This is a genomic window from Pantoea sp. 22096 (assembly GCF_052045955.1).
Taxonomy (GTDB): Bacteria; Pseudomonadota; Gammaproteobacteria; order Enterobacterales; family Enterobacteriaceae; genus Pantoea; species Pantoea alfalfae.
The window spans coordinates 374,474-398,295 of record NZ_JBQEPW010000001.1 but is presented as its reverse complement, the minus strand read 5'-3'; the positions used below and the strand labels follow the sequence as shown (position 1 = coordinate 398,295).

21 protein-coding genes and 1 tRNA gene are annotated in these 23,822 nt (G+C 55.8%); 14 read left to right on the top strand and 8 right to left on the bottom strand.

Going from position 1 to position 23,822, the window contains the following annotated elements; translation table 11 throughout:
• Positions 1-86: 86 nt before the first annotated feature.
• From fruA to ACTJKZ_RS01735, 4 genes are all read right to left on the bottom strand, one after another.
• Positions 87-1,799 (bottom strand): PTS fructose transporter subunit IIBC, encoded by a 1,713-nt coding sequence (gene fruA / locus ACTJKZ_RS01750; RefSeq protein WP_260058893.1) that lies wholly within the window; start codon positions 1,797-1,799, stop codon positions 87-89.
• Positions 1,800-1,815: 16 nt separating this feature from the next.
• Entirely contained in the window at positions 1,816-2,754 is a 939-nt protein-coding gene (gene fruK / locus ACTJKZ_RS01745; protein ID WP_161732200.1) for a 1-phosphofructokinase, read from the bottom strand.
• The gene (fruB, locus tag ACTJKZ_RS01740) at positions 2,751-3,881 is read right to left on the bottom strand and encodes a fused PTS fructose transporter subunit IIA/HPr protein (protein WP_222925210.1); all 1,131 of its coding nucleotides are present in this window, start codon (positions 3,879-3,881) and stop codon (positions 2,751-2,753) included. The genes fruK and fruB overlap by 4 nt, the downstream gene beginning before the upstream one ends.
• Before the next feature lie 272 nt (positions 3,882-4,153).
• Positions 4,154-4,408, bottom strand: coding sequence for a YkgJ family cysteine cluster protein (locus ACTJKZ_RS01735; protein WP_090959387.1), 255 nt, complete (start codon positions 4,406-4,408; stop codon positions 4,154-4,156).
• 163 nt (positions 4,409-4,571) lie between these two features.
• Here ACTJKZ_RS01735 and yeiP point away from each other — a divergent pair, with 163 nt between their 5' ends.
• From yeiP to yejF, 9 genes are all read left to right on the top strand, one after another.
• A complete protein-coding gene (yeiP, locus tag ACTJKZ_RS01730; protein WP_003854146.1) occupies positions 4,572-5,144 on the top strand; it encodes an elongation factor P-like protein YeiP in 573 nt (190 codons plus the stop codon).
• A gap of 75 nt (positions 5,145-5,219) precedes the next feature.
• The gene (locus ACTJKZ_RS01725; protein WP_253419343.1) at positions 5,220-6,188 is read left to right on the top strand and encodes a CobW family GTP-binding protein; all 969 of its coding nucleotides are present in this window, start codon (positions 5,220-5,222) and stop codon (positions 6,186-6,188) included.
• A gap of 45 nt (positions 6,189-6,233) precedes the next feature.
• Positions 6,234-6,941, top strand: coding sequence for a phosphatase PAP2 family protein (locus tag ACTJKZ_RS01720; protein ID WP_161732194.1), 708 nt, complete (start codon positions 6,234-6,236; stop codon positions 6,939-6,941).
• Between the two features lie 513 nt (positions 6,942-7,454).
• Entirely contained in the window at positions 7,455-8,030 is a 576-nt protein-coding gene (gene mepS, locus ACTJKZ_RS01715; RefSeq protein ID WP_013358530.1) for a bifunctional murein DD-endopeptidase/murein LD-carboxypeptidase, read from the top strand.
• 222 nt (positions 8,031-8,252) lie between these two features.
• Positions 8,253-9,815 carry a cyclic di-GMP phosphodiesterase gene (locus ACTJKZ_RS01710; protein WP_222925208.1) on the top strand — a complete coding sequence of 521 codons (1,563 nt, stop codon included), beginning with the start codon at positions 8,253-8,255 and terminating at the stop codon, positions 9,813-9,815.
• A gap of 44 nt (positions 9,816-9,859) precedes the next feature.
• On the top strand, positions 9,860-11,668 hold the full coding sequence (locus tag ACTJKZ_RS01705) for an extracellular solute-binding protein (RefSeq protein WP_440829133.1): 1,809 nt from the start codon (positions 9,860-9,862) through the stop codon (positions 11,666-11,668).
• A gap of 11 nt (positions 11,669-11,679) precedes the next feature.
• Entirely contained in the window at positions 11,680-12,774 is a 1,095-nt protein-coding gene (locus ACTJKZ_RS01700) for a microcin C ABC transporter permease YejB (protein ID WP_253419354.1), read from the top strand.
• Entirely contained in the window at positions 12,771-13,793 is a 1,023-nt protein-coding gene (locus tag ACTJKZ_RS01695; protein ID WP_161732188.1) for an ABC transporter permease, read from the top strand. The genes ACTJKZ_RS01700 and ACTJKZ_RS01695 overlap by 4 nt, the downstream gene beginning before the upstream one ends.
• The gene (gene yejF / locus ACTJKZ_RS01690) at positions 13,794-15,398 is read left to right on the top strand and encodes a microcin C ABC transporter ATP-binding protein YejF (RefSeq protein ID WP_222925204.1); all 1,605 of its coding nucleotides are present in this window, start codon (positions 13,794-13,796) and stop codon (positions 15,396-15,398) included.
• Here yejF and ACTJKZ_RS01685 read toward each other — a convergent pair.
• The 3 genes from ACTJKZ_RS01685 to rsuA form a co-directional block, all read right to left on the bottom strand.
• Positions 15,385-15,705, bottom strand: a complete 321-nt coding sequence (locus ACTJKZ_RS01685) for a hypothetical protein (RefSeq protein WP_098052788.1) — start codon at positions 15,703-15,705, stop codon at positions 15,385-15,387. The genes yejF and ACTJKZ_RS01685 overlap by 14 nt on opposite strands.
• Before the next feature lie 291 nt (positions 15,706-15,996).
• A complete protein-coding gene (locus tag ACTJKZ_RS01680; RefSeq protein ID WP_161732183.1) occupies positions 15,997-17,193 on the bottom strand; it encodes a Bcr/CflA family multidrug efflux MFS transporter in 1,197 nt (398 codons plus the stop codon).
• Between the two features lie 49 nt (positions 17,194-17,242).
• Complete coding sequence (gene rsuA / locus ACTJKZ_RS01675) at positions 17,243-17,962, bottom strand: 16S rRNA pseudouridine(516) synthase RsuA (RefSeq protein ID WP_161732182.1); 720 nt, start codon at positions 17,960-17,962, stop codon at positions 17,243-17,245.
• A 155-nt stretch (positions 17,963-18,117) separates the two neighbouring features.
• Here rsuA and ACTJKZ_RS01670 point away from each other — a divergent pair, with 155 nt between their 5' ends.
• Positions 18,118-19,872: a DEAD/DEAH box helicase gene (locus ACTJKZ_RS01670; protein ID WP_253419366.1), complete on the top strand. Its 1,755-nt coding sequence runs from the start codon at positions 18,118-18,120 to the stop codon at positions 19,870-19,872.
• A 163-nt stretch (positions 19,873-20,035) separates the two neighbouring features.
• The gene (gene rplY, locus ACTJKZ_RS01665; protein WP_013358540.1) at positions 20,036-20,320 is read left to right on the top strand and encodes a 50S ribosomal protein L25; all 285 of its coding nucleotides are present in this window, start codon (positions 20,036-20,038) and stop codon (positions 20,318-20,320) included.
• A 120-nt stretch (positions 20,321-20,440) separates the two neighbouring features.
• Here rplY and yejK read toward each other — a convergent pair whose 3' ends face one another.
• Entirely contained in the window at positions 20,441-21,445 is a 1,005-nt protein-coding gene (yejK, locus tag ACTJKZ_RS01660) for a nucleoid-associated protein YejK (RefSeq protein WP_161732180.1), read from the bottom strand.
• Between the two features lie 158 nt (positions 21,446-21,603).
• Between yejK and ACTJKZ_RS01655 the strand changes: the two genes are divergently transcribed.
• From ACTJKZ_RS01655 to ACTJKZ_RS01645, 3 genes are all read left to right on the top strand, one after another.
• Complete coding sequence (locus ACTJKZ_RS01655) at positions 21,604-21,831, top strand: YejL family protein (RefSeq protein ID WP_010248348.1); 228 nt, start codon at positions 21,604-21,606, stop codon at positions 21,829-21,831.
• A 22-nt stretch (positions 21,832-21,853) separates the two neighbouring features.
• On the top strand, positions 21,854-23,608 hold the full coding sequence (yejM, locus tag ACTJKZ_RS01650; RefSeq protein WP_161732179.1) for an LPS biosynthesis-modulating metalloenzyme YejM: 1,755 nt from the start codon (positions 21,854-21,856) through the stop codon (positions 23,606-23,608).
• A gap of 73 nt (positions 23,609-23,681) precedes the next feature.
• A tRNA-Pro gene (locus ACTJKZ_RS01645) sits at positions 23,682-23,758 on the top strand.
• Positions 23,759-23,822: the final 64 nt, after the last annotated feature.

The following is a 23,822-nucleotide window of genomic DNA, read 5'->3' as shown; positions in this document are numbered from 1 at the left end:
ATTTCGGGAACCGTCTGTAAAAACAAACAGGGAGCCATCCGGCTCCCTGTTTGTTTTTACTTCAGCAGATTATGCACTTCAGCACATCAGGCTTTCGCCAGCTGCTCTTCCGGACGTTTCAGAACCGCATAGCTCAGACCTGCAATCGCGGTGCCGATGATAATCGCCATCAGATAACCGATAACCGGCGTAATTGCGCCAGGGATCAGCAGGACGAACAGTCCACCGTGCGGTGCCATCAGTTTTGCGCCAATCGCCATGGAGATCGCGCCGGTAACCGCGCCACCGACGATGCAGCAAGGCAGTACGCGCATCGGGTCACGGGCAGCGAACGGAATCGCACCTTCAGAGATAAAGCAGAGACCCAGAACCAGTGCCGCTTTACCGCCTTCCTGCTGACCTTTGTTGAATTTACGACGGGCAACCAGCGTAGCCAGACCCATCGCCAGCGGTGGCACCATACCGGCGGCCATGATGGCGGCCATCGGTGCATACGTCTGCGAACTCAGTAAGCCGACACCAAATGCGTAAGCCACCTTGTTCACCGGCCCACCCATATCGGTACACATCATGCCGCCCAGAATGGCACCCAGCAGGACTGCATTCGCCGTACCCATGTTGGCCAGCCAGTGCGTCAGGCCATTCATGATGCCCGCAACCGGTTTGCCCACTACGTAGATCATCAGCAGGCCGGTGATCAGGCTGGCGAACAGCGGAATAATCAGTATCGGTTTCAGCGCTTCCATACTCTGCGGCAGTTTAACTTTGCCGCTGATCAGCTTCGCCGCATAACCTGCAATGAAGCCCGCGATGATACCGCCTAAGAAGCCCGCATTGATGCTGGTGGCGATCATACCGCCAATCAGACCAGGCGTCAGACCCGGACGGTCAGCGATGGAGAAGGCGATAAAGCCGGCCAGCACCGGAACCATCAGGGCGAAGGCGCTGCCACCACCGATTTGCATCAGTGCAGCGGCAAGGGTGCCCTGCTCTTTAAAGGCTGTGATACCAAAAGCGAACGACAGGGCGATGCTCAGACCACCCGCGACCACCATCGGCAGCATGTAAGAAACACCGGTCAGCAGGTGACGATAAGCCCCTGCTCCGCCTTTCTTCTCTTCTTCACTGCTATTGCTCTGCCCGGCCGCTGCCGCTTTGTACGGCTTCGCTTCTGCTACTGCTTTATCCAGTTCCTGCGCGGTTTTCTTCAGCGCCAGACCGGTTGAGGTGCGGTACATTGGCTTACCAGCAAATTTCGCCAGATCGACTTCGATATCAGCAGCGACGATCACCAGATCGGCAGCTGCCACTTCTTCCGGGGTAATCGCATTACCGGCACCCACGGAACCGCGCGTTTCAACTTTCACCCACCAGCCGCGACGGGTCGCTTCAGCCTGAATGGCTTCGGCAGCCATAAAGGTGTGTGCCACGCCGGTCGGACAGGCGGTAACGGCAACCACGCGTTTCGGCGCGCCATTCTGAGCCGGTGCCGCAGCCGATGCGCCAGCCGGTGTGGCCACCGCAGCGGTTGCCTGCCAGGTTTTGGCTTCGGCTTTCGCCCGGTTCAGGAAAGTTTCCGGCTCGCGAACTGCCAGCTGGATATCGCCCAGCCAGACCGCTTTGCCGTTCAGCGCCGCATCGTCCGGCACGTTTTTGCCCAGCACGATCGCCAGTTCCGCGTCGGCAGGGTTATCAGTCAGAGTCAGGCCCGCAGCAGGTGCGGCAGCAGCCAGACGTTGTTGCGCCATATAAGCGGAAGCCAGTCCCAGTACAGGGTCTTTAATCAGCAGCGTTTTCATTATCGCTCTCCTGCTGTCAGTTAACGGGTTGTAAGTCGACGCGCGCCATCATTGCGGCCAACTGAGTACGATCGGAAACGCCAACATTGCTCTGGCTGACGGCCATCGCCGCCACGGCCGTCGCAAGACGCAGCGTGTGTTCGCTGGATTCGCGCATCAGCAGGCCATAAATCAGGCCGCCAACCATGGAATCACCTGCACCCACGGTGCTGACGACTTCACACACCGGCGGTTTAGCAATCCATTCACCAGAGGCGTTGACCCACAGCGCACCTTCTGCGCCCAGCGAAATCACCACATGGGCGATGCCCTGCTCGCGCAGTTCGTGCGCCGCACCAATCACATCCTGCAGCGTTGGCAGTTTGCGACCAGCCCAGATTTCCAGCTCACGACGGTTAGGTTTAACCAGCCACGGTGCGGCTTTCAGGCCTGCCACCAGCGCCTCGCGGCTGCTGTCAAAGATGATGCATGGGCAGTGGGTGCGCAGTTCGGTCATCCAGCGGGTAAAGGCATCGTGATCGACACCTTCCGGCAGGCTGCCGCTGACGCAGACCATATCGAACTGGCCCAGCCAGGTCAGCGAGTCGCTCGTAAAACGATCCCAGTCCTGAGCGGTGACCTGAAAACCGGAGAAATTCAGATCGGTCACGTCGCCGGTCTGTTCAGTGAGTTTAACGTTGATACGGGTACGGCCTGGCACCACCTGGAAACGGTTAGCAATGCCCAGCTCGCTGAACAGTTGCTGGAAGCCATCCTGATTCTCTTTACCCAGGAAGCCACCCACGGTGACATCGATACCCAGATCTTTCAGGACCTTCGCAACGTTGATGCCCTTGCCCGCAGCATGCAGCCCGGTGGTTTTCACCAGGTTGACTTCACCGCGTTCAATTTCAGGGGTATATCCCACCAGATCATATGCCGGATTCAGCGTGATGGTGGCGACGCGTCTGCTCATGATGCCCCCTCACCCAGACCGCTGGTGATCGCTTCTTCAATCGCGTTCAGCGCCTGCTGTGCATCGTCACCGCTGGCGGTGAAGCGCAGGCGATGGCCTTTTTTCACGCCCAGCGCAACCACTTTCATCAGGCTGCGGCCATTGGCAGGTTTACCGCTGCCGTCGAGGTTGGTCACAGTGATGTCGCTGTTGAACTGCTTGATTACGCTAACCAGTGCGGTACCCGGACGGGCATGCAGGCCATGTTCGTTACGGATGGTGTATTCGGCGGTCAGTACCTCAGCCTGCTCATCCACTTCGCTGGTCAGCAGCGCGTAGACGCCTGCCGCATCGGCTTTCAGCAGACGATCGGCTTTGCCCTGCTGTAGTAATGCGCTGAGGTAACCCAGCACTTCCAGCGGACGCTCATCGGTTGCCGACACGCTGATTAGCAGCGCAGCCTGTTCGCCCTGATGCTCGAAGGCATGTTCAGCGCGGCTGATGGCCACGCCACTGCGCAGGTTGCCGAGGCTGCTGTCGCTGAGCCAGATGCCCTGTCCCAGGTTCAGCGGCGTCGTTGAGACCACGTCTGCGACGTAGCTGGCATCCACCACGCCCGCGGACTGCAGCCGACCGGCGTTCATCGCCTGGAGGGTGATCAGATCGCTGGCGGCGACGTTGAGCGTAATTAATGAAGTGTCGAAGCTGAATTCAGCGGCTTGTTTCTCGCCCATCAGCAACGCACGAAGGTCTTCAGCAGAGGCAGTTTTAAGCTGTTCGGCAATGGAGTCATCGCTCAGAACGTGCGTCAGCTGACGCAGCAGCGCCAGATGTTCATCTGACTTAGCAGCAATACCGATAGCGACATAGGCGGTCTGATCGTCGCCCCAGGCAATGCCCTGCGGGAACTGGAACACCTGAACACCGGTTTTCAGCACCAGATCGCGGGTATCGGTGGTGCCATGCGGGATAGCGATGCCGTTGCCAAGGAAGGTGGAGGTCTGCTGTTCGCGCGCCAGCATGCCGTTGACGTAGCCTTCCGTCACATTGCCAGCCGCGGTTAACGCGGCAGCAACCTGACGAATGGCCTCTTCTTTGTTCTGGGCGCTGGCTCCGGTATGGATGGCCTGCAATTCGAGCTGGAACATAATTCTCCTCGCTTGCTGAGATTGAATCGTTTCAGCCAGTGGGGATTTTTTTACGCCATGCTGTTGAAAACAGGTGGCGCAGTCACCGCTGAAACGTTTCAGGGATTGTGGTACAGCAATTTTCCCGAGGCAAGAAAATGCGCAAATGGCGTAACAGATTTTTGACGTTACGCACATTTCGGGGTGGTTAAGGGGAATAAAAAGTGAACAGGCTGACGCAGATGCTGTAAACCAGAGATGAGTGGACCAGAAAGTTCAGCAGCGTCAGCGCCTCAGGGCGCGGTATCTGCTTCGAGTTGCAGCAGATAGGTCATCGCCTGATGGCGCGAATCGCCGCACATGCTGTGTGCAGGTTGCAGACCTGCGCAGACGGCTGGACGCAGGGGTGAGCCAAACAGTTTGCAGCGAAGTGTGTCATCAAGCTGAACACAGGGCGTGTTGGCGGGCTTGCCGTCAGGCATGCCAGGAATCGGCGAGGAGATCGAAGGTGCTGTGCAACAGGCACCGCACTGGCTACGGCATTGCATGCTGTGCTCCGGCAGAGAAAGTCGCGGCGACAATAGCAGTCCACCACACTAATTGCCATGAAAGCCGCGGTCTGACACAAAATTTCGCATCCACGATATTGCCAGTTTTCACCGGCGCGAGTAACGTTGCGCGCACTTCACTCTCAAGATAGCGAGAACAGCAATGCCAAAAGCCAACGAAATTAAAAAAGGGATGGCCGTCACGCACAACGGTAAACTGCTGCTGGTTAAGGATATTGATGTCCAGAGCCCCAGCGCACGCGGTGCCGCCACCCTGTATAAAATGCGCTTTACCGATGTCCGCACCGGTTTAAAAGTCGAAGAGCGCTTCAAGGGCGACGAGATTATTGATGCGATTTCGCTCAGCCGCCGCAGCGTGACCTTCTCTTATATAGATGGTGACGAATACATCTTTATGGATGATGAGGATTACACCCCTTACTCCTTTAAACAGGAGCAGATTGAAGAAGAGCTCCTGTTTATCCCTGAAGGCGGCATCCCAGGCATTCACGTACTGACGATGGAAGGTCAGGTGCTGGCGCTGGAACTGCCACAAACCGTAGACATGGAAATCGTGGATACCTCACCCGGCATTAAAGGCGCTTCCGCCAGCGCCCGAACGAAACCGGCCGGTATGAGCACGGGTCTCTCTATCCAGGTGCCGGAATACCTCAGCAACGGTGATCGCATCCGCATTCATATTGCTGAACGCCGCTACATGGGCCGTGCAGACTAACCACTCAACTGCTGCCAGTCGTGATAGTGTTATAGTATTACATTACCACGCTATTCTCAGGCAGGAGCAGGCCCCATGACGCGCGTTAATCTGATTACCGGTTTTCTGGGCAGCGGCAAAACTACGCTGCTCTGCCATCTGCTGGCAGCCAGACCGCCCGAAGAGAAGTGGGCGGTGCTGGTCAATGAGTTTGGCGAGATTGGGATCGACGGTGCACTGCTGGCCGATCGCGGTGCCACCCTGAAAGAGATCCCCGGCGGCTGTCTCTGTTGCGTTAATGGCCTGCCGATGCAGGTCGGGCTGAATATTTTGCTGAAGAGCAAACCGGATCGGCTGCTGATTGAGCCAACCGGCTTGGGTCATCCGCGTCAGGTGTTGCAGATGTTAAGTGCGCCGGTTTATCAGGCGTGGCTGCAACTTAATGCGACCCTGACGCTGCTGGATGCCCGTCAGCTGTCCGATCCTCGCATCCTTGCCAATGAAAACTTCCGCGATCAGCTCGCTGCTGCCGATATGATTATCGCCAACAAGCGCGATTGCTGGGGTGAGGAGGACCGTCAGCGCCTGGCTGACTGGCAGCAGCAGATGCAGCCTCTGCGTCCATTAATACAGACAGAATTTGGTCAGATCCCCCTTTCCCTGCTTGATACGCCTTATCAGCCACGCGATCTTCCCCTGCCGCATCATCATCATCCGTCTAACCCGACCAGCGGCCTCGCGGCGTTACGACTGGACGGCGAAGCGCGCTGGCGCCGGGCGCTGAACCACGGTCAGGGTTACAGCGCCTGCGGCTGGATTTTTGATGCTGATACGCGGTTTGACAGCAGTGCGCTGCTGGAATGGGTACGCCAGGCACCGGTTGATCGCATTAAAGGTGTGATGCGCACGAAAGAAGGCACTCTGCGTATCAATCGTCAGGCAAATGAGCTGCAGAGTGAAACACTCCCCTCACCGCCATCCGATAGCCGCATTGAGATCATTCATTTTCAACAGGCTGACTGGAATCGACTACAATCGGCATTGTTGAAGTGCCGTTTACGCTGACAGAGGTATTGTCGGCGGTTATTTTTAATAATAATGAGTTTAACTATGCGCGTAACTCGCCTTATTACTATCCTGCTGCTTAATGCACTGGGCGTGATGCTATTTCTGTCATGGTATCTGCCGCCAGAACATGGCTTCTGGTTCGGCGTCGATAAATCTATATTCTATGGCTTTAACAATCAGATGGTGAGCCATCCGCTGTTCGCACTGATCGTCGCTATCACCAATTTTCGTGGATTTGATGCGGTGTCATTGCTGGCAATGGGCCTGCTTTATCTGTCGATCTGGCGACGTGAAACGCCACACGCGCGGCGGCGGATGCTGGCTATCGGTATCACTATGCTGCTTACCGCTGTAGTACTTAATCAGCTGGGCCACCTGTTGCCGGTGAAGCACTCCAGTCCGACGCTGTTCTTCGAGAATGTGCATCGCGTCAGCGAACTCACCGGTATTCCCGCTAAAGATGCCTCGAAAGACAGCTTCCCTGGCGACCACGGTATGATGCTGATTATTTTCGCCTGCTTTATCTGGCGTTATTTTGGTTTTAGCCGCTTCTTAATTGCCACGGCTATTGTGGTGATATTTTCACTGCCGCGCGTCATGGCGGGTGCACACTGGTTTACCGATATTGCCGTCGGTTCAATGTCAGTGATATTAGTGGGTCTGAGCTGGTGGCTATTAACGCCAGCCAGTGACGTGCTGGTAAACTGGTTTTATCGCAAATTACCGGGGAAATATAAGCCCGTGACGTAAATGTTAAGCGCGGACGATTTAATCGGCCTGGTCCTGACCGTCCGCGCTTATAAAAAACAGCCCACCACTATTAGCCTGCTAATTAAATTGACGAAAAGAAAAGGTTATGACCCTGCTGGCTGGTTAAACAGTCACCAATATTCTCTGTCAATAAAGAAAACGCTAAAAACAGAAGCTATGCCCTGAATTGACGCCCCTTTCGCTGCCTGTTCTCATCATCATTTCACCACAATTGTTGCTAAAGTAGTCAGGGTGTTACGGTTTGATTTCACATCAAAAAAACCTATATAAAATTGATTAAAAGCACTCGCCACGGCGTCTGTAATCAGTTAACCTCAGTCGCAGTGAGGCTACAGCGGCAGAAAATTCGGATTTTTTACCGTAAAAATGTGTCCATTAACACATTTTAGTAATTAAGGATTTGTCTTAGGCTGTTTCGCTTATTAATCTCCCTGTTTTGTCATCTGGCTGGCGACAATTTTGTCGTAAGGAAATCGAAGGAAAACCCGAATAATGGTCAAGTCTCAACCAATACTGAGATATATTTTGCGGATCGTGCCCGCACTGGCGCTGGCCACACTCCTCTCAGCTTGTAGCAGTACCCATAGCAGTCAAAACGCGAATAACGAGAATCATGAAGTTAACAACCACAATGGTTTTTTACTTCAGGCGTCTCAGGATGAGTTTGAAGAAATGGTGCGTAACGTCGACGTTAAGTCGCGCATCATGGAACAATACGCCGTCTGGAAAGGTGTGCGCTATCGCCTCGGTGGCGATACCAAACGCGGAATCGATTGTTCCGCCTTTGTACAACGCACCTTCCGCGATCAGTTTGGCTTAGAATTACCGCGCTCGACCTCTGAGCAGCAGGACACCGGTAAAGAGATTACCCGCAGTAAACTGCGTCCTGGCGATCTGGTAATGTTCCGTGCCGGCTCAACAGGCCGTCATGTGGGTATTTATCTGGGTAACGACAATTTTGTTCATGCCTCCACCAGCAGTGGCGTCATGATCTCCAGTCTCAATGATGACTACTGGAAAAAGCGTTACCGTGAAGGACGCCGTGTATTAAGTCGTAACCCGACCTGATTATCACTTTCGATCTTCTCTCAGCCAGAGAACATGAAACGCTGCTTACGCAGCGTTTTTTTTCGTGCCTTATTTTTAGCACCAGCCGCTATATAAGATAAAAGCATTGTATTTCAGATTAATAACGAGACATTTCGGACACTCTCGTTATATTCTCGGTCGCTTAAACCGAAGCAGTCGTGTGCAATAACATAATAATAATTTGATCAGGGGAAGTTCCTCATGCCACTGTCGGGGGCGCTAAGGCGCCATGCCACCTATCCTCGCCGAATCGCATGGAGTAGCGCGATGGTCGGTGGCGTATTCTTTCTTCTGTTTGCCGCCCTGTCATTTCACCAGACCTGGCAGAAGCGCGAACGACAGCACCAGCAACTGCTGGAGAACAGCCGAACAGCACTACAGCAAACACTCTCCAGTCTGCTCATCAGCACCCTCAGTCCTCTGCTTCCGTTCACCCACACTGCCTGTCATACCATTAATCGTGAACTGACATCGCGCGCCGCGTTTGCCGGTAATCTCCGCGCCATCCTGCTGGTTAACAATGGCAATGCCTTTTGCTCGTCGGCCACCGGCAGTTTTAGTCTGCCGCTTAATGTTATCGCACCCAATAGTGATACCTCACGCGATATTGATCTGCAGCTCATGTCAGGCACGCCGCTTCAGCCAAATAAACCGGCGCTGGGATTGTGGATTAAAAATCCTGGCCGTCAGCAGTCAGGTGTCTTCGCGACGCTGAATATCAGCCTGGCTCCCTACCAGCTGCAGATCTCCGGGCATCCGGAAATTACTGGTATGGCGCTGATGGCGCAAAAGAGTGCCTTAACCAGCTGGCAGCCTGGCGTGATGAAAAATAAAAGTCTGCCGCCGCCGCTGTATCAGCAGGCGCTGACAGGCTATCCGCTGGAGTTTGTGTTGTTCGGTTCGGTTCTGGCGTTCAGTGATTATCAGAATATCCTGCTGTGCAGCCTGCTGCTGTCACTGCTGGTTTCCGGCGGCTGCTGGCTGCTGTTATCTGTTTATCAGCGTCCGGGGAAAGAGCTGATTCGGGGCATGAAGCGCGGCGAGTTTCATGTTGAATATCAGCCGCTGGTTACTTCCCATGATGGTCAGCCTTATGGTATGGAAGCGTTACTGCGCTGGACCCATCCGACCGAAGGCCCGATCCCGCCCGATGTGTTTATTCAGTATGCCGAGTCGCAGAACCTTATTATTCCTCTGACCCGGCATCTGTTTCAGCTGGTTTCACGTGATGCTCATCAACTGTGTCATACCATTCCCCGTCATGCCTGCCTCAGCCTTAACATCTCTGCGTTGCATCTGGCTGACAGCGGTTTCCGGCAGGATGTGCTGCGCTGGCTTGATACCATGCCTGCGGCTCACTTTAATTACGTGTTTGAGATTACCGAGCGCGCCATGGTGCGAGATGAAAACGTCGGAGAACTGTTTGACTGGCTGCATCAGCAGCATATCAACATTGCTATTGATGATTTTGGTACCGGCCACAGTGCGCTGATCTATCTGGAACGTTATGCGTTTGATTACCTGAAAATCGATCGTGGCTTTGTCCAGCGCATCGGCACAGAAACCCTGACCTCGCCGGTGCTGGACACCGTGCTGCAACTGGCGAAGAAGCTGAATCTGAAAAGTGTGGCGGAAGGGGTAGAAACCGGCGAACAGGCCGCCTGGCTGATCCATCGAGGTGTAACCCATCTGCAGGGTTATATCTTCAGCCGTCCGCTGCGACCAGAAACACTGATAGACTATTTCCGGCGTCATAACGCCTGAGACTCTCTGGCCCAAATCGCGCCGGATATTTAACAGGAGAGAGCATGCTTTTTCGCTTAGGATTTCTGCTGCTGTGCGGCCTGTTCAGCGCCCCACTGCTGGCGGCCACGGTCCTGCAAACGTTCGCCTTCACCCAGGCGGGCGAAGCGAAATATCCGCCCGGCTTCAGCCATTACGATTACGCCGATCCCCGCGCGCCTAAAGGCGGTAGCATCACTATGGCGGTAGTGGGCACTTATGACAACTTTAACCGTTACGCCTCGCGCGGCAATCCGGGCATTAACACCGGCACGCTTTATGACGGGCTTTACACCAGCTCAGACGATGAACCGGGCAGTTATTATCCGCTGATTGCTGAATCAGCACGCTACGCCAGCGATTTTACCTGGATTGAGATCCGCCTGAATCCCCGCGCCCGGTTTCATGACGGCACGCCAGTCACCGCCCGCGACGTAGCGTTCACTTTTCAGAAGTTTATGACCGAGGGCGTGCCTCAGTTCCGCGTCGCCTATCGTGGCGTGACCGTCAGGGCGCTGGACGATATCACGGTCCGCATCGAGGCACAGAAACCGGATAAAGATCTGCTGCTTGGATTACTGACGCTACCGGTTATCCCCGAGTCGTTCTGGCGCGATAAGAAGTTTAACGAGCCGTTAAGCGCACCGCCGCTTTCCAGTGGGCCTTATCGCATCACGCGCTGGAAGCTGGGCCAGTTTATTGAGTTCAGCCGGGTAAAAGATTACTGGGCTGCCGATCTGCCGGTGAATCGTGGACGCTTTAATTTTGATCGCATGCGCTATGACTACTATCTGGATGACAATGTTGCGTTCGAAGCCTTTAAAGCGGGTGGCTACGATCTGCGTGAAGAGACATCGGCGAAGAAATGGGCGACCCAGTATCGTGGCCGCAATTTCGACGATGGCAGCATTGTAAAAGAAACCACGCCCAATGAAGCCGCTATCGATACCCGCTGGCTGGCATTCAACAACGAAAAACCGCTGTTCCACGATCGCCGGGTGCGCCAGGCGTTGTCACTGATGTTTGATTTCGAGTGGATGAATAAAGCGCTCTATTACGGTGCCTGGCAGCGTGCCAGCAGCTATTTCCAGAATACAGAGTATGCTGCCCACGGGGTGCCGGATGCACAGCAACGGGCGCTGCTCGAACCCTGGCGCGCGCAGCTGCCTCCTGCGCTGTTCAGCCAGCCTTACCTGCCACACAAAACCGATGGCAGCGGCTATGATCGCGCCAGTCTGTTAAACGCGTTTGAGCTCCTGAAACAGGCGGGCTGGCAGATCAAAAATCGCCGACTGGTTAACAATAAAACCGGTCAGCCGTTTACGGTCGAACTGCTGCTGCGCGGTGGCACCAGTACCGAATGGGCATTACCGTTGCAGCACAACCTTGCGCGGCTTGGCATTACGCTGAACCTGCGGCAGATCGACAGCTCACAGTACCTGCGGCGCTGGCGTGAAGGCGACTATGACATGATTGCCACCGTTTACGGGGCGATGCCGATCCCGACTTCCAGTCTGCAGATCCTCTGGCAGTCCGACTACATCACCTCGTCGTGGAATACCGCACGGGTCAACGATCCTATCGTCGATCACTTTGTGAAACAGATTGTCGCGCATCAGGGCGACCCTGCCGCGTTGCGGCCGCTGGCACAGGCGCTGGATCGGGTGCTGCTGTGGAATGCGTATATGATCCCGATGTGGTACAACGCTGAACAGCGGCTGGCGTACTGGGATAAGTTTTCTCACCCTGTCCGCAAGCCTGCCTACAGCACCGGGCTGGAAAACTGGTGGTACGACACTAACAAAGCCGGACGCCTGCCGGCCAGCAAACGCTAAGGAGATGACCGTTGGCCGCATACTTTCTGCGCAGATTGCTGCTGATTATCCCGACCTTATGGGCGATTATCACGCTCAACTTCTTTATTGTGCAAATCGCGCCCGGCGGACCTGTCGACCAGGCGCTGGCAAATATTGAGTTTGGTCAGACAACTGGCCTGCCCGGCAGCGGCGCGGAGAGCGCCAGTTCACGCGCCAGCATCAGTCATATTAATCCTGCTGATAATCAGTACCGTGGCGCGCGCGGGCTGGATCCCGAAGTGATTGCGGAGATTAAAAAGCGTTACGGCTTCGATAAACCGCTATGGCAGCGCTACGGCGAGATGCTGTGGAACTACCTGCGTTTTGACTTTGGCGACAGCCTGTTTCGTAGCGCCTCGGTAATCGGGTTGATTAAGGAGAGCCTGCCGGTCTCGATCAGTCTGGGATTATGGAGCACGCTGATCATCTATCTGGTGTCGATTCCACTGGGGATCCGCAAAGCGGTGCGCAACGGCAGCGCCTTTGATGTCTGGAGCAGCGCGTTTATTATCATTGGCTACTCCATTCCGGCTTTTCTGTTCGGCATCATGCTGATCGTACTGTTTGCCGGTGGCAGCTACCTTGACTGGTTCCCGCTGCGCGGGCTCACCTCGGCGCAGCACGACACGCTGCCCTGGTATGGCAAAGTACTGGATTACTTCTGGCATATCGCCCTGCCGGTACTGGCAACGGTGATTGGCGGCTTTGCCACACTGACCATGCTGACGAAAAACGCCTTTCTGGATGAGATCCGCAAGCTCTATGTCGTCACCGCGCGCGCCAAAGGGGTGCCGGAACGCCGAATTCTTTATCACCATGTGTTTCGCAATGCGATGCTGCTGGTCATCGCCAGCTTCCCCGCTACGTTTATCAGCATGTTTTTTACCAGTTCGGTGCTGATCGAAGTGATGTTCTCGCTCAACGGACTCGGCCTGCTCGGCTATGACGCGACGCTGCAACGTGACTATCCGGTGATGTTTGGCACGCTCTATATTTTCACGCTGATCGGTTTGCTGATGAATATTCTCAGCGATCTGACTTATACGCTGGTCGATCCGCGCATCGATTTCGGGAGCCGCTCATGACGCGCTCTCCACTCAATCAACAGCGCTGGCAGCGCTTTCGCCATAACCGGCGCGGCTACTGGTCGCTGTGGATCTTTCTGGTTATTTTTCTGCTGTCACTCTGTGCCGAACTGATCGCCAATGACAAGCCACTGCTGGTGCATTATCAGCAGCGCTGGATGGTGCCGCTGCTGTTTGACTACAGCGAAACCGACTATGGCGGCGTACTGGCGACAGCGGCGGATTATCAGGATCCCTGGCTGCGGCAGCGCATCGCACAGAACGGCTGGGCCTTATGGGCTCCGGTTCACTTCAGCGACAGCACCATCAATTTTGCCACCGAGGTGCCGTTCCCCTCTCCGCCCTCGGCGCAGAACTGGCTCGGCACAGACGCCAACGGTGGCGACGTACTGGCACGGCTGCTCTATGGCACGCGCATCTCCCTGCTGTTCGGCGTGCTGCTGACACTTATCTCCAGCGTCATCGGAATTGTGGTTGGCGCGGTGCAGGGTTATTTCGGCGGCAGAATTGATCTGATTGGGCAGCGGATGATTGAAGTCTGGTCTGGTATGCCGTCGTTGTTTCTGCTGATCCTCCTTTCCAGCGTCATTCAGCCCGGTTTCTGGTGGCTGCTGCTGGTCACCGTCGCATTCGGCTGGATGAGCCTGGTAAGCGTGGTCCGGGCCGAGTTTTTGCGTACCCGAAACTTTGACTACATCCGCGCAGCACAGGCGCTGGGGGTCAGCGATGCCCGGATCATGCTGCGTCACATGCTGCCTAACGCGATGGTGGCTACCCTGACCTTTCTGCCATTTATTTTGTGCGGTTCGATCACCACGCTCACCTCCCTCGACTTTCTCGGTTTCGGTCTGCCGCTGGGTTCACCCTCGCTGGGTGAGTTGCTGCTGCAGGGCAAAAATAATCTGCAGGCACCCTGGCTGGGCCTGGCGGGCTTTTTCACCCTGGCGATCCTGCTTTCGCTGTTGATTTTTATTGGCGAAGCGGTGCGCGACGCCTTTGATCCGGGCAAAGGAGCCTGAATGACGACGCCACTGCTTGCCATCAATCATCTCTCGGTCGCCTTTCGTCAGGGCGAGCAGCTTCGTCAGGTCGTGGATGACGTTTCACTGCACATCGACGCGGGCGAAACGCTGGCGCTGGTGGGCGAGTCGGGTTCCGGCAAAAGCGTCACGGCGCTGTCGGTAATGCGACTGCTGCATGAGGCAGCGGTGGTTTATCCCCGCGGAGAGATTCTGTTTAACGGTGAAGATCTGCTGCGTGCCCGCGAACAGCGTCTGCGTGCTATTCGTGGCAACCAGATTGCGATGATTTTTCAGGAGCCGATGGTATCGTTGAATCCGCTACACACCGTAGAGAAGCAGCTGTATGAAGTGCTGTCGCTGCATCGTGGGCTGCGTCGTCAGGCGGCACGCGGTGAGATTATCAGCGTGCTCGATCGGGTCGGTATCCGTCAGCCTGCCGCCCGGCTCAACGATTTCCCCCACCAGCTTTCCGGCGGGGAACGCCAGCGAGTGATGATCGCTATGGCGCTGCTGACCGAGCCGCAGTTGCTGATTGCCGATGAGCCCACCACTGCACTGGATGTGACGGTGCAGGCGCAGATTCTGGCGCTGCTGCGTGAACTGCAGCGGGAGCTGAATATGGGCATGCTGTTTATCACCCATAACCTGAATATCGTGCGTCAGCTGGCGGATAACGTCAGCGTGATGCGTCAGGGTCACATCGTGGAACAGAATCGCTGCCAGATTCTGCTGAACCAGCCGCAACATCCTTACAGCCAGCAGTTGCTGGCTGCCGAGCCGGAAGGAAAAGCGCTACCGCTCCCTGCAGATGCGCCTGTCATTCTTCGGGTCGGGCAGCTTCAGGTCAGTTTTGCGCAGCGGCGCGGACTGTTCCGGCGGCAGGCCAGTGAAAAGCAGGTACTGTCCGGACTAAGTTTCAGCCTGCGGCGTGGCGAAAGTCTGGGTCTGGTGGGCGAGTCCGGGTCGGGTAAAAGCACCACCGGCCTGGCGCTGTTGCGGCTGATTGCCTCACGTGGCGAAATCTGGTTTGACGGCCAGCCGCTGCATCAGCTGTCGCGCCGGCAACTTCTGCCACTGCGTCAGCGCATTCAGGTAGTGTTTCAGGACCCGAATTCTTCTCTCAATCCGCGTATGACGGTGCAGCAGATTATTGCTGAAGGTCTGGCGGTGCATCAGCCTGAACTCAACAGTGCGCAGCAGGCGCAGCGCGTGATTGCGGTGATGGAGGAAGTCGGGCTTGAAGCAGAAAGTCGCCATCGTTATCCGGCCGAATTCTCTGGCGGTCAGCGACAGCGGATTGCTATCGCGCGGGCACTGATTCTGGAGCCAGAGCTGCTGATACTGGATGAACCCACCTCATCGCTGGATCGCACGGTGCAGAAGCAGATTCTGACACTATTACGCCGCTTACAGCAGCAGCGTCAGCTCAGCTATCTGTTTATCAGTCACGACCTGGATGTGGTTCGCGCCCTGTGTCATCAGCTTATCGTGCTGCGTCAGGGGGAGGTGGTTGAACAGGGAGAGTGTGAAACGTTGTTTGCGTCACCGACAACTGTTTATACTCGCGAGCTGCTACAGTCGGCGCAACTCAGCCTGCGATAAAGGTCTCCGCAATCGCCACGCCCTGATTTTTCAGGCAGCAGTTAGTGGCGCTTTCGTCGCGACGCTGAATAAACAGGCAGGGCTGCCCTTCACATTCGGCCACTTTGCAGTCGACCTGAATATCCGCCAGCACCTCTTTCAGCTGCTGCAGAATCTCCCATGCCGGAATGCCGTCATGGCTGATCAGTCGCAGCGCCACGAACTCCTGCTCATCCAGCGTCGTGTCATCGGATTCAATGGCACTATGGTGATCGCTGGCCCAGCGAAAACGCTGTGGCAGACGATGCACAATTGAAAGTTGCAGCATAGGTTACTCTCCCGGATGAGTTTATGTCGCAACACCGACCTTCCCGGCTGAAAACGGGTTGATCCCCGCAGAGTCAGGACAGGGATGGCAGGCCCGTCTAGGCGGATTGCAGAAGCGCATTTTTGCGACTTACATCGCACTTCAGCCTATATGTACCGCGTTCACACGACGTTAACAATCATTTTAGCTGCATTGTGGTTACTTTTTTAACTAAAATTTTTCACAATAAAGAAACAAAACCGGCGAGATGTGCATCACTGCGGATAAAGGCGGGAAAACCACTGCGCCCGATTAACGGGCCGCAGGGCGGGAACGTGAAGCGTAGAAAAAGAGCAGCAGAGAGATTGTTGCGCAGAGCGCGATAGTACCGACCATCGGCCAGGCGCTGTTAAAACTTACCAGCGACAGCAACGCCCCCACAAAAGCACCAACGCCAAAACGCAGCGTACCCGCCAGGGACGAGGCCGTACCCGCCATGTGGGGAAACTCATCCAGAATCACCGCCATCGCATTCGATGAGACCATCGACACGCAACCGATAAACAGCGCGATCCCCATCACCAGCGGCAGGAAGCCGAGGCTGAAGGCGCTGACAATCAGCAGCCAGATCCCCATGCAGAATTGTATCAGCAGGCCCAGACGGAACATCGCCACCGGACCAAAGCGGCGTACGGCGCGGCTGTTAATCAGCGTCAGCAGAAAAAGAAACACCACGTTGAGGCCAAAATAGTAGCCAAAGTTTTGCGGTGAGACGTGATTAAGCTCGATGTAGACAAAGGGACCGGCATTGAGAAAGGTAAAGAGTCCGGCAAAGGAGAAGCCGCTCGCCAGCATGTAACTGAACGCCCGCTTGTGGCGGAACAGCGTCACGAAATTACCCAGCGTAGTGCGCAGGTGAAACCGCTGTCGCTGCTCCGGCTTCAGGGTTTCGCGGATCTGCGTGGTCACCAACACGGTCGTCACCAGTGCCGCACCCGCGAGCGCCCAAAAGATAGCGTGCCAGCTCCAGAGCACCAGCAGCCAGCCGCCGATGATCGGCGCCAGCAGCGGCGCAATGGTGGTAATCAGCATCACAAAGGACATCATGCGGGAGAAGTCCTCTTTCGAGTAACTGTCACGCATCAAGGCATTGATCACCACACTGGCTGCGGCAGCCGACAGCCCGTGAAGGAAGCGCATCAGAATCAGCTGGTCGATACTCTGCGACAGCGCACAGGCCGCGGCGGCACAGGCAAAGATCAGAGTCCCGAGTGCAATCACTGGCTTGCGCCCATAGCTGTCTGCCAGTGGCCCATAAATAAGCTGGCCAATCGCGAAGCCAAGAATATAGAGGTTGAGCGACATCTGCACGCTACCGGCTGAAACGCCAAATTCTCTTGCTATCTGGGGCATCGCAGGCAGATACATGTCGATCGACAATGGCATCAGCATGGCTAACAAACCAAGGATAACCACCAGTCCTGTTGGTGAATTCTTTTCCTTACGCACACCCTCTCCTGCACGAATGAATCAGGTACGAGCCGCCTGGCCCGCCCGGTTATTTTGCCTTCAGCTCTTTTGGCAGACCGATGCTGGCGATCTCGTCTTCCGTCAGCGCCCGGTATTCGCCCGGTTCCAGATCGTCGTCCAGCGCAATGTCACCGATACGTTCGCGATGCAGCTCAATGACCCGGTTACCGACGGCGGCAAACATCCGTTTCACCTGGTGATAACGGCCTTCGCTCAGGGTCAGCCGCACGTCTGTGGGGGTAATCACCTCCAGCTGTGCCGGTTTCGTCAGGCTCTTCTCATTGTGGAGCTGCACGCCCGCGGTAAACTGCGCGGCCGTGTCGTCACCGAGCGGCGATTCCAGGGTGACGCGATAGGTTTTCTCGCAGTGATGACGTGGCGAAGTAATGCGGTGTGACCACTGGCCATCATCTGTCAGCAGCACCAGCCCGGTGGTGTCAATATCAAGACGCCCTGCCGCGTGCAGTTTGAATGACATTGGCTCTTCGATGAAATAGAGGATAGTCGGATGATCGGGATCGTCGGTTGAGCAGACGTAGCCCTGCGGTTTGTTCAGCATAAAGTAGCGTGGGCCGGTGAGCATCTGCAGCACGTTGCCGTCGTAGGCGACTTCGTGATCGGGCAGCAGTTTAAACGCGGTATCGCGCACCACTTCACCGTTGACGGTGACACGCTGGCCACGGATCTCGCGATGAGCGATAGCGCGGCTGATTTCCAGTTGCTGAGAGATGAATTTGTCGAGTCGCATGAATTCGTTTTGCCTGTTACTGCGGAGGGAATCTGAAACGGCCTGGTTAACCGTTGAAAATGTGCGGGAAGTATAACGTGATCCGCGCCAGCCTGACAGCGCGTTTACCGCCCTTTCATGGCATAATTACCACCAGTTTTATAAAAGTGAGCAACATGTCTTTTACCTTACGTCCCTATCAACAGGATGCGGTGAATGCCACCGTGGCGCATTTCCGTCGCCATCAGGAGCCTGCCGTCATTGTGCTGCCAACCGGTGCCGGAAAAAGTCTGGTGATTGCCGAGCTGGCACGGCTGGCGCGTGGCCGGGTGCTGGTGCTGGCGCACGTCAAAGAGCTGGTGGCGCAGAACCACAGTAAATATCAGGCCTACGGGCTGGAGGCGGATATCTTTGCCGCCGGACTGCAGCGCAAAGAGAGCCAGCGCAAAGTGGTGTTTGGCAGCGTACAGTCGGTGGCGCGCAACCTCGACCTGTTCGACAGCGCCTTCTCGCTGGTGATCGTCGACGAGTGTCACCGCATCGGCGATGACAAAGAGAGCCAGTATCAGCAGATCTTCAATCATCTGCGTCAGCACAATCCTCAGCTCCGTTTACTCGGCCTGACCGCCACGCCCTTCCGTCTGGGTAAAGGCTGGATTTATCAGTTCCACTATCACGGCATGGTGCGTGGCGACGAAAAGTCGCTGTTCCGCGACTGTATCTATGAACTGCCGCTGCGCTATATGATCAAGCATCAGTTTCTGGTGCCGCCGGAGCGGCTGGATATGCCAGTAGTGCAGTATGATTTCAGCCGCCTGACAGCACAGTCTAATGGCCTGTTCAGCGAAGCCGATCTGAATCGCGAACTGAAACAGCAGCAGCGCGTGACGCCCCATATCATCCGTCAGATTGTGGCGTTCGCCGAAGATCGGCTAGGGGTGATGATTTTCGCCTCAACGGTGGAACATGCGCGTGAAATTCTGCAGCTGCTGCCTGAAAACAGCGCGCTGGTCTCCGCTGAGACGCCCCCCCGAGAGCGTGATGCCCTGATTCTGGCGTTTAAAGCGCAGCAGCTGAAATTCCTGGTGAACGTGGCGGTGCTGACCACCGGGTTTGATGCCCCGCACGTGGATCTGATTGCGATCCTGCGCCCGACAGAGTCGGTCAGCCTCTATCAGCAGATCGTCGGCCGCGGGCTGCGGCTCTCGCCCGGTAAAACCGACTGTCTGATCCTCGATTACGCCGGTAATCCGCATGACCTCTTTACGCCCGAAGTCGGCGCGCCTAAAGGGGCCAGCGACAATCAGCCGGTTCAGGTTTTCTGTCCCGCCTGCGGTTTCGCCAATACCTTCTGGGGCAAGGCGACCGCTGATGGCATGGTGATTGAGCATTTTGGCCGACGCTGTCAGGGCGTGCTGGAAGATGATGAGGGTGAGCGCGAACAGTGTGATTTCCGCTTCCGCTTTAAAAGTTGCCCCGACTGCGGCGCAGAGAATGATATTGCCGCCCGGCGCTGTCATCAGTGCGACAAAATTCTGGTCGACCCGGACGATATGCTTAAAGCTGCCCTGAAACTGAAGGATGCGCTGGTGCTGCGCTGTGGCGGCATGACGCTGGAACAGGGCCGCGACGCCAAAGGTGAATGGCTGAAGGCAACCTATTTTGATGAGGAAGGTACCAGCGTCAGCGAACGGTTTCGTCTGCAGACACCCGCCCAGCGTAAGGCGTTTGAACAGCTCTTTATGCGCCCGCATCAGCGCGCGCCCGGCGTACCGCTGGGCTGGCAGACCGCCGCTGACGTGCTGGCGTTGCAGCCATTGCTGCGTCATCCTGACTTTGTCGTGGCGCGCGCCAAAGGCCAGTTCTGGCAAATCCGCGAGAAAATGTTCGATTATCAGGGTCGTTATCGCCGCGCCAATGAGCTGCGTTAATGGACGACACAGGCAATCCGGACCCCGGCGGGCGGGTATATCGTTTGCTACCACCCGGCATAACGGCTATACTGCCGCCCGCTTTTGCATGTGCATCAGCGGGATTGAATAACCTGCCTGTTACTGGGTCGCCTGTAGCAGGATTAAATAAAGAGAGATATTAATGCTCACTATCAATGCAGTAGAACGTAAAGAGCAGGGTAAGGGTGCGAGCCGCCGCCTGCGTACAGCAAACCGTTTCCCGGCCATCATCTACGGTGGTTCTGAAGCGGCTGTTGCCATCGACCTGGATCACGACTCCGTAATGAACCTGCAAGCTAAGCCAGGTTTCTACGACGAAGTGCTGACCCTGTCAGTTGACGGCAAAGAAACTAAAGTGAAAGTTCAGGCTGTTCAGCGTCACCCGTTCAAGCCAAAACTGTTCCACATCGACTTCGTTCGCGCTTAATCGCGAATTATGTTGAAAAGTAGAAGGGCCGGTTGAAAAACCGGCCCTTTTATTTTGTCGCTGCCAGGTGAAGATTATCGTTGCGGGCAGGAAATGAAAGCCGGGCTAAGCCCGGCTTTTTTATTTGCTGCTGGTACGGCGCTGAAGCTGATCGCGCAGATTAGGCGGTGTGCCCTTAATCGTCAGGGTGTCCGTGGCCGGATCCCAGAAAATGCGTTCGCCCAGCAACATCGCATCGAAATTCAGGGTCAGTCCCCCGCCGCTTCCGGCAAACTTTGTCAGCTGGCGCAGCGTGCTGCGATCCGCAGGAAAACTCTCTTCCAGCTCATAGCCCTGCTCCTGGGTAAAGGCCTGGAAGGTTTTTTCGCCCAGCGGAGGCAGTTCGCTCGACAGATCTTCCAGCGCAATCTCCTCGCCCGCCTGTAACTGCTCATTGCAGTAGCTGTAGACCTGCTGGCGATAGTTCTGCCGCTCCTGCTTATCCAGTTCCGATTCATTGCAGTAGTCATCGACCGCCTGCAACAGACCGCGGTTCTGCGCCTTAGTGTCTAATCCCACTTCGGCACCGAGGAAGTCCATAAAGAAGTCAGCGACCTTACGACCAACGCGGCCGCGCAGGAAAGTCAGGTAACGGGTCGATTCCGGGTTGGTTTCCCATTCGGTTAAGTCGATACGCGCCACGATGTCCGCATGATTAATATCGAGATAATGCGTGCTGCTGATATCCAGCTGCTCATTGACGCGCATGCTGGACTGGCTGTTCAGCACCGCAATCAGCAGGTACTCCACCGCCAGATAGCGATAGTGAATAAACAGCACCACGCCGCCTTCCGCAAACGGATATTTTGCCAGCTCGTCGCGCAGACGACCGGTCGCGGCACGGCTAAAAGCGAGAAAATCATCGTTGCCCTTACGGCAATTACGCAGCGCTTCTGCCAGTTCACTCTCAGTGTTGAACAGGCCATAGGCTTTGCTTTTTGCGCTATAAACCCGGTGTAACTCCTCCACCATCGCGTTGACCGTGTTGGTGGCAGGCAGCAGCGAATCGCGCAGCGCCAGTTCAAGCTGGTTTTCATCGCGTTTAATTAACTGATGCAGGGCAATCTGGTCGATATCCAGACTCATGGTAGACTCTCCTTTTAGCACAGGCGCGTATTCAAACACCGCCAGCATCGGCTTTCAACTCCATGCTGAAAGCGAACGCGGTGCTTTCGATAAAATTGCGGTAAAAAGTGCGCTCTTCCGGTAATATATCGCCTTTTGAAATGAGCTTAGACGACGATATGGCACAATCATCACGCTACAGTGACGAACGCGTGGAACAACTCCTCGCGGAAATGGCCCAAATCCTGCACAAGGACAAAGCCCCCACCGATCTCTCCCTGATGGTACTGGGAAATATGGTGACCAACTTAATTAACAGCGATGTCGCTCCGGCGCAACGTCGTTCACTGGCACGATCTTTCGCCGATGCCCTTCAGGCATCTGTGCGCGACGACAACGCCCATTAATTGGCTGATTTGACTTCATAATATGGTAACCAACCGGCAGCGCTACCGCGAAAAAGTCTCCCAGATGATCAGTTGGGGGCACTGGTTTGCTCTGTTTAATATCTTATTCGCGCTGATTTTAGGCAGTCGCTACCTGTTGGTCGCCGACTGGCCTTCTTCACTGGCGGGGCGTATCTACGCCTATACCAGCTGGGTTGGTCATTTCAGTTTTGTCGTGTTTGCCGCCTATCTGCTGATTATCTTCCCGCTGACCTTTGTAGTGATGTCGCAACGGCTGATGCGGGTGTTGTCCGCGGTGGTCGCTACCGCCGGGCTGACGCTGGTGATGGTCGACAGTGCGGTATTCAGCCGTTTCCACCTGCACCTGAATCCGGTGGTGTGGGAGCTGGTCATTAACCCCGATCAGAGCGAGATGGCGCGCGACTGGCAGCTGATGTTTATCAGCGTGCCGCTGATTTTCCTGGTCGAGATGCTGTTTGCGACCTGGAGCTGGCAAAAGCTACGCAGCCTGAATCGCCGTTCATTTGGCAAGCCTGTCGCCGCCCTGTTTATCAGCGCCTTCTTTGCCAGCCACCTGATGTATATCTGGGCTGATGCCAACTTCTATCGCCCGATTACCATGCAGCGTGCCAATCTGCCTCTCTCCTATCCGATGACCGCCCGCCGCTTCCTGGAACGTCACGGCTTGCTCGATGCGCAGGAGTATCAGCGTCGGCTGATTCAGCAAGGCGACCCGGAAGCGGTGGCGGTGGAGTATCCGCTGAGCGATATTACGTTCCGTGATGCCGGCACGCGTAACAATCTGCTGGTGCTGACGGTTGATGGTCTGAACAACGCTACGCTGGCCAAAGCGCTACCGCAACTCAATCAGTTCGCCAGCGAAAACGTGCGTTTCACGCAGCACTACAGCGCGGGTGATACGCCGGAGAAAGGCTTATTTGGCCTGTTCTACGGTATCTCCTCCAGCTATATGAACGGAATTCTGGCCTCCCGGACGCCGTCTGCGCTGCTGGGTGCATTGAGTACCCAGGGTTATCAGTTTGGCCTGTTCTCCTCCGAAGGCTTTAATCCGCCGCTCTACCGGCAGGCACTACTGACCGATTATTCACTGCCTGCGACCAACAGTCAGCCCAACGCCAGCACGGTGGCGCAATGGCAGAACTGGCTGGAGAAACAGAACGGTTCACAGGCACCCTGGTTCTCATGGATTGCCCTGAACGGCCCTGATGTGACCGGCGACAGTGCTAAAGCCCGTCAGCGCAGCTACCTGCGTCAGGCTCCGGCTGTTGATGAACAGATTCAGGCGGTACTTAACAGCCTGCAGGCGCGTGATTTACTGAAGAACACCGTCGTGGTGATCACCGCGCAGCGTGGTCTGGCGCTGGACGGCAATCCTGACAGTGCCGGAAACCGCCAGACATTGCAGGTGCCGTTAGTGATTCACTGGCCTGATACCCCCGCGCAGACTGTTGATCGCCTTTCTGATCATCAGGATGTGATGGCGACGCTGATGCAGCGCCTGCTGCATGTGCGCACCAATCCGGTGAATTACTCGCAGGGTGAAGATCTGTTTGCAGCGCGTCGTCGCCATGACTGGGTCGCCAGCAGTGAAGAGAATAAACTGGTCATTACCACGCCGCAGGTGACGCTGGTACTCAACAACAACGGCAGCTATCGCGCTTATGATGCGCAGGGCAACGCGCTGAAAGATCACAAGCCAGAACTGGCGCTGCTGTTGCAGGTACTCACCGAGGAGAAGCGGTTTATCGCTAACTGATTAATTATCAGGCAAATAGTTTGCAGGTATCTTGCATTAATGGTGATAACCAGTAGACTAATCCTCCAGAGTTCGGCACGTAGCGCAGCCTGGTAGCGCACGGTCATGGGGTGTCCGGGGTCGGAGGTTCAAATCCTCTCGTGCCGACCAAATTCCCCAAAAAGCAGCCCAAAAGGCTGCTTTTTGCGTTTCTGTCATCAGACCTTCACTTTCC